We start from the raw sequence: 6,015 nt of genomic DNA, 5'->3' as shown, positions 1-6,015 counted from the left end.
AGAAATATAGAATAAGGGCTTTTTTAGTCCCCAAACTCGGAAATCATGCTAAGTCTGCTGACTTAGCTATTGAGTTTATTAACGTTAATAAACTCAATGATAATGAAATGGAAAACTATGAACAAGGCGTGGCTTTTATTAAAGGTATAGAGTCTCCATTTAAGTTAAAACCAGGCAAAGTTGTTACTATCGTTAAAGAGAAAATAAAAGACTTTAATCCTACGTTACATACGAAATGTTGGAAGTACTATAATGCTAGACCTCGTGAAATGGTAATCACCTTCAAAGGAGAATATGCAGCTTATTCTGAAGGTTTTGATGGTTACTTATATTCACGTCGATGGGCAGAATTTCTTATTAGACAACTAAGAAATAAAGATGAGATTGCAAGGGTGCGTAGGCAAGCTATTTAACACATATGAGTTACCTGCCAGTAAAAATGTGAGCTTCATCTTACCGTTAGACAACCATGAAGTTAAATCGAAGAAAGTAGAATCGCAGGTGCTGATGAGTCAGCGAGTATCCAAAACATGGATGTTTTGGCTAAGCCCACATGGATGTGCTTGTGGCGTCTCGCTTAATCATCTGCACTGGGTCTGCGGCAGGCAATTAGTAACATCGAAATTAGGATTCGAATTGAACGAAACCAGTACTAAGTAAGTTGGATTAAGGAAGTGCATCAAAGGCTTTTGGTTAATTAACTTAAACTTGCTCTTACATCTGCAATGGTGATGAACAGTTTGTTTTCTGCGTCTTGAAAAGCCTGAAATCCATAGCGTTCGTAGAAGTGTGTCGCGCCATCTTTTGCGTCAACAATGACGACTGGGAATGCTACGCTATCACTTGCCGCTAACAGTTTTCGTAGTGCATCAATAAGTAACCATTCGCCAAAGCCTTGGCCTTTATAGCGGTCATCGATTGCTAAGCGGGCTATAAGGCCGCCAGACGTAGATGATTGGTATTTTTTCTGTAGCTTATCCGGCAGAGCCTTTAGGTCAATTGGTGTCATTGTTAAGGTATAAAAGCCAATGATATGCGAGTTATCGTTATCATCTTCTAAAATGAAAGTTCTGCTGTTGTCTTTCTTCGCTTGCTGACTCGCCATGATTTTTAAGTAATTATTAAGAGCTTCAATACCACAGTTGAATCGGTTTCTATCGTGTTTAGCTTTATCTAAAAGTACCGTATTCATTATTGGGTTTTGCTTTCGTAACGTTCCGAAGCCGTTTTGAGTTTTGAGTTTGGTGTTGCTGGACTGTCTAGTGCTTCCATAAGCAACATCGCATCTGTTTGACTTAGTTTTAGTACTTGTTCACGCTCAATGATTTGTTTGGCTTTTTCGATTGCGGCACTTAGCACAAATGAATTAATACTCGACATACCAGCGATTGCTGCTGCCTTTGTCAGTAAATCTTGGGTGTCGACATCAACTCTAGCGGTGATGCGAGGTAAAGTCGTTGCCATAATATAATCTCCAATTGTGCCAAAGTGTCACATGGCTATTATGGTGTTAAAACGTACAACAAGCAATGCCTGTGTCACTTTGGCACACAGGCTAAAACGTTATTAAAACCAATTCTACTTATCTTATTTACCAATAAACCCTACTCAATGCAGTTTACTCTTGTGCAAATACTTTACGGCCGTTTACCCAGGTGGCGATGACTTTATTTTGCCAGATCTGTTGTGGATCGATTGTAAAATAGTCATCTTCTACTAGGATAAAGTCTGCTTTTTTACCGGGTTCTAATGAGCCTAAAAGCTGTTCTTGATGGCCTGCGTAGGCGGCGTCGATGGTGAAGCTTTTGAGTGCTTCGATACGTGATAGTTTTTCAGTAGCGAGCCAGCCGTCGAGTGGTTGGTTAACATGGTCTTGGCGGGTTACGGATGCATGCAATCCAAAAAATGGGTTGGGCGATTCAATAGGGAAGTCTGAACCATTGGCGATGACGGCATTAGCGTTTAATAGTTTGCGCCACGCATAAGCACCGGCCAAGCGGGCTTTACCTAAACGGTTTTCGGCCATATTTTTGTCGCTGGTGGCGTGGGTTGCTTGAATCGATGCGATAACCCCAAGTTGGGCAAAACGCGGTATGTCGGCTAAATCGAGAATTTGTGCATGTTCAATGCGATGGCGTAATGCTTTTGAGTCTGTTGCTGCAATGGCGGTTTGGTATTTATCGAGTACCACTTGATTGGCGTTGTCGCCAATGGCGTGGGTATTAACCTGAAAGCCTGCTTTCATCGACTGTAAAATTAGTTTGCCGAGTTGCTCGTCTGAATACAGCATTAAGCCTTTATGGCCGGGTTGGTCTGAATATTCTTTGATTAATGCCGCACCACGGCTGCCAAGCGCGCCATCGGCTGATATTTTAACGCTGTCGACTTTAAACATGTTATCGGCAGTGGTGATGTGGCCTTGTTTTAAAGTGCTAGTAAAGCGAGGGTCTTCCACTGACAGCATGCCATTAACCCGCACGCTCATGGCATTGTTCGCTGCTAATTGCTGGTATGCCTTGATGTTGTCGATGTTGATGCCGGCATCGTGCACACTGGTTAGCCCGTATGACGCTAGGCTATCCATCGCTAGGGTTAAGGTTGATTGTAATTGCTGCTGATTGAGATCGGGGACGATGTTAAACACTAAGTTCATCGCATTGTCGATTAACACTCCGGTAGGATTACCTTGCTCGTCTTTGACAATTTCACCGCCTTCTGGTGCCACTGTGGTTGACGAAATTCCCGCGAGCGCTAACGCTTTGCTGTTAACCCAAATGGCATGACCGTCAACTCGGCCAAATGACACTGGATTAGCTTTAAAGGCTTTATCTAGGCTTTCTTTAGTCGGGAATTGTTTGCTGTCCCATAATTCTTGGTTCCAACCGCGGCCCATTAGCCATCCGTCAGTTGGGTTGTTTTTACTAAATGCTTGCGCGCGTTCAACGGCTTGTTGTTCGCTACTGGTGTTGGTTAAGTCTGCGGTTAATAAACTCAAACCATAACCTAGCACATGACCGTGGGCGTCGATTAATCCAGGTAGTAAGGTTTTACCTTTGCCATCAATTGAGGTGATATCAGTTACACTCGGTAAGGCTTGGTTTAAGGTAAATAGTCGATCAATTTTGTCGTCAGTAAATTGGATAGCATTGAAGGTTTGCAGTTTTCCGTCAACGAGCGTGTAGCCATTAACGTGATGCACCAGTGTGGTTTGTGCCATGGTGTTTGCGCTTAAACTAGCCAAACATAATGCCACTGATAGCGCTAAATATTCCTTTCTCATCTGTTTTCCCTTTTTATGACGACGATTAATCAGCATCCATTAAATGTTAATTAATGGTTAATGGCAAGGGGCTGTGCAAGTCGTCTTGAGGGGGGGATATTGATGGGGCTAGATAGAGGAAATACTCATTACTGCGCAAATTTATCGCCCAGCTAATACTGGGCGAAAATCGTTAAGGCTAGTTGAACTTAGCTAGGGTGCTGGCTAGTTCGTTTACATCCAGTACGTTGTAGTCTGGTTGAGCTGCTAGCGGGAACAACACTTTACCTTGGCGACGAATAAAGGCGGTTTGTAAGCCTGCTTTATCTGCACCGGCAATATCCCAACCGTGTGCGGCAACCATTAACGCTTCATCTGCATTAACGCCTAAATCTTTAATGGCCCATTGGTACGTTTTTAAATGCGGCTTAAATACCCCAACAGATTCTATGCTTAAGTTGGCATCAAAATACTGGCTTAAATTAGCATTTTTAAGCTGTAAGGTTACGCCTTCTAATGATGAGTTGGTTAAGGTGACTAGTTTGTAACCCTGAGCTTTTAATTTAGCTAAACCTTCTGCAACATCTGGGTGAGCGGGTAATGAACGAAGTGGCGTTAGAATGGCGGTTTTAGCTTGTTCTGGTGTGATGGCAATACCGTTGATTTCGGCGACCATTTGCAATGAAGCAACGCCAATGCTACCAAACGTTTGGTAATCACCTGTCGCTGAAACTACTAAAGAATGATGCAACATGGTTGAGAACCATAATGGCAGCAAATCTTCACGACCATTAAGCGCTTTACCCACAGAGGCGCGCATATTTTCAAGATCTAACAAGGTTTCATTCACATCAAAAATAATCACTTTAGGCTTAACCAATGTTGGCTGCACCGCAGTATCTGCTAGATCTTTAGCAAAAGCGCTACTGGTATTAAGCATAAAAAAAGCTGTCGCAAGCGATATTAAAACACGGATTTTCATAAAACCTCTGGCAATGTGATGTTGGTTGAAAAGAACTTATCGAGTATTCATCTCACTGTTGTTGCCAGTGACACTGACATCAATAAGTTGAACGATTGTTCCTTAATTTAGTCAACCTAAATGAAACTGACCTTAAAATCACGGTTTTATTGCCTAATAGTTTAATAAATCTGAAGTTGGGATTTGAGGTGACGTACATAGCAGCACCACTGGAGATAGACATTATCGCCAGTGGAACTGCTATCAGTTATGAGTTTGAACTGAAGTTGTGGGTTATTTGATTGAGAAAAGTTGAGCCCAATTATTTAACGGTTTAACGTTTAATTGGGTAGCGCAACTACCTGACCATTTTTGACAACGGTTTTACACAGGTTTACCCCGTAAGCATAAGCTAATTGTGCAGGAGTGGTGATATCCCATAAACAAAAATCAGCTTGTTTACCTACGGTAATACTGCCGACATTATTGTCGATACCAAGTGCTTTTGCGGCATTAATGGTCACACCTTGTAAGGCTTCTTCTGGGGTGAGTCTGAATAAGGTGCAAGCCATATTGAGCATTAATAAGGTGGAGCAAATAGGCGATGACCCCGGATTAAAATCGCTGGCAATAACCATTGGCACCTTGTATTGGCGCAGTAAGTCGATTGGTGGTAATTGGGTTTCACGTAAAAAGTAAAATGCGCCGGGTAACAAGGTTGCACAGGTACCGCTTTCGCTTATGGCTTTAATACCTGCTTCATCTAGAAACTCAATATGATCGACCGATTTAGCCCCAAGCTTGGCTGCTAAGGCGCTGCCGCCCATATTGGTTAATTGCTCAGCATGCAGTTTAATCTGCAGACCGGCCTGTTTAGCCGCAGTTAATACTCGCTCAGTTTGTTCAAGATTAAAGGCGATATTTTCACAAAATACATCAACGGCATCAGCAAGGTTTTCGGCGATTACCGCAGGGAGCATGTCATTAACGACGAGGTCGATATAGGCATCTGCATTGTCTTTATATTCTGGAGGAATAGCATGGGCGCCCAAGAAGGTGGTGCTTACATCAATATGATGATGCTCACCTAGCTCACGCGCAACGCGCAATAATTTAAGTTCTGTTTCAGTGTTTAAACCGTAACCGGATTTAATTTCAACCGTGGTGACGCCTTCTCTGGCTAGGGCATTTAAGCGTTGTCGGCCTAGTTCAAATAGTTCAGCTTCATCGGCATCGCGACAAGCATTAACCGTTGAGATAATACCGCCACCTGCGCGAGCTATTTCGGCGTAAGTCGCGCCTTGTAAACGTTGTTCAAATTCGTTAGCGCGATTACCAGCAAAGACTAAGTGGGTGTGTGCATCGATAAGCCCTGGTGTTATCCAGCCGCCTTTGCCTCTGTAAACTGGGGTTGCCAGTACATCAAATTCAGGTAGTTCACTGCGCGGGCCAACCCAAGCAATTTTGCCATCTTTTACTGCAATAGCTGCTTGAGGTATTACGCCGTAAGCACCTTGGATATTGGTATCCATGGTGGCCACGTTTACATCAATCCACACTTGATCCCACGACATGAAAACCCCTAAAAATGCATTAATTATTGATTGCTAAACAATACTTGTTTTAACTTGTATATACAAGGTAGGATGAATGATGTGTTTTTAAACAGCAATGACATTATTGTCTAAAAAACCGAGAGCTGCTGATATGGCCCAAGCAAAGTTTGCCCAGATAAAACAATTCATTTTGAGCCGTATTGAAACGGGCGAATGGCAAGAAAACGACCGAGTGCCGT

General features: G+C 42.9%; 5 protein-coding genes and 1 pseudogene. 1 reads left to right on the top strand and 5 read right to left on the bottom strand.

The features are described from left to right. A pseudogene (locus CXF78_RS11565) lies at window positions 1-413 on the top strand (DUF3644 domain-containing protein); the annotation flags it as partial. A gap of 284 nt (window positions 414-697) precedes the next feature. On the opposite strand, the gene CXF78_RS11560 reads toward CXF78_RS11565, so the two are convergent. The 5 genes from CXF78_RS11560 to hutI form a co-directional block, all read right to left on the bottom strand. After that, entirely contained in the window at window positions 698-1,195 is a 498-nt protein-coding gene (locus tag CXF78_RS11560; RefSeq protein ID WP_102036865.1) for a GNAT family N-acetyltransferase, read from the bottom strand. Beyond that, window positions 1,192-1,464, bottom strand: coding sequence for a type II toxin-antitoxin system TacA family antitoxin (locus tag CXF78_RS11555; protein WP_011639367.1), 273 nt, complete (start codon window positions 1,462-1,464; stop codon window positions 1,192-1,194). The genes CXF78_RS11560 and CXF78_RS11555 overlap by 4 nt, the downstream gene beginning before the upstream one ends. 154 nt (window positions 1,465-1,618) lie before the next feature. Further along, window positions 1,619-3,280 carry an amidohydrolase gene (locus CXF78_RS11550; RefSeq protein WP_102036864.1) on the bottom strand — a complete coding sequence of 554 codons (1,662 nt, stop codon included), beginning with the start codon at window positions 3,278-3,280 and terminating at the stop codon, window positions 1,619-1,621. A gap of 178 nt (window positions 3,281-3,458) precedes the next feature. Beyond that, a complete protein-coding gene (locus CXF78_RS11545) occupies window positions 3,459-4,235 on the bottom strand; it encodes a haloacid dehalogenase type II (RefSeq protein ID WP_374702285.1) in 777 nt (258 codons plus the stop codon). 326 nt (window positions 4,236-4,561) lie between these two features. After that, entirely contained in the window at window positions 4,562-5,794 is a 1,233-nt protein-coding gene (gene hutI, locus CXF78_RS11540) for an imidazolonepropionase (RefSeq protein ID WP_011639364.1), read from the bottom strand. Window positions 5,795-6,015 lie beyond the last annotated feature (221 nt).

Origin of the sequence: Shewanella sp. 11B5 (assembly GCF_002836795.1) — a bacterium.
GTDB classification, from domain to species: domain Bacteria; phylum Pseudomonadota; class Gammaproteobacteria; order Enterobacterales; family Shewanellaceae; genus Shewanella; species Shewanella frigidimarina.
This window is presented reverse-complemented; position numbering and strand designations above follow the sequence as displayed.

Coding starts and splice junctions, on each gene's coding strand:
- CXF78_RS11550 (WP_102036864.1), bottom strand. CDS start 3,280: ATGAGAAAGGAATATTTAGCGCTATCAGTGGCATTATGTTTGGCTAGT.
- hutI (WP_011639364.1), bottom strand. CDS start 5,794: ATGTCGTGGGATCAAGTGTGGATTGATGTAAACGTGGCCACCATGGAT.
- CXF78_RS11555 (WP_011639367.1), bottom strand. CDS start 1,464: ATGGCAACGACTTTACCTCGCATCACCGCTAGAGTTGATGTCGACACC.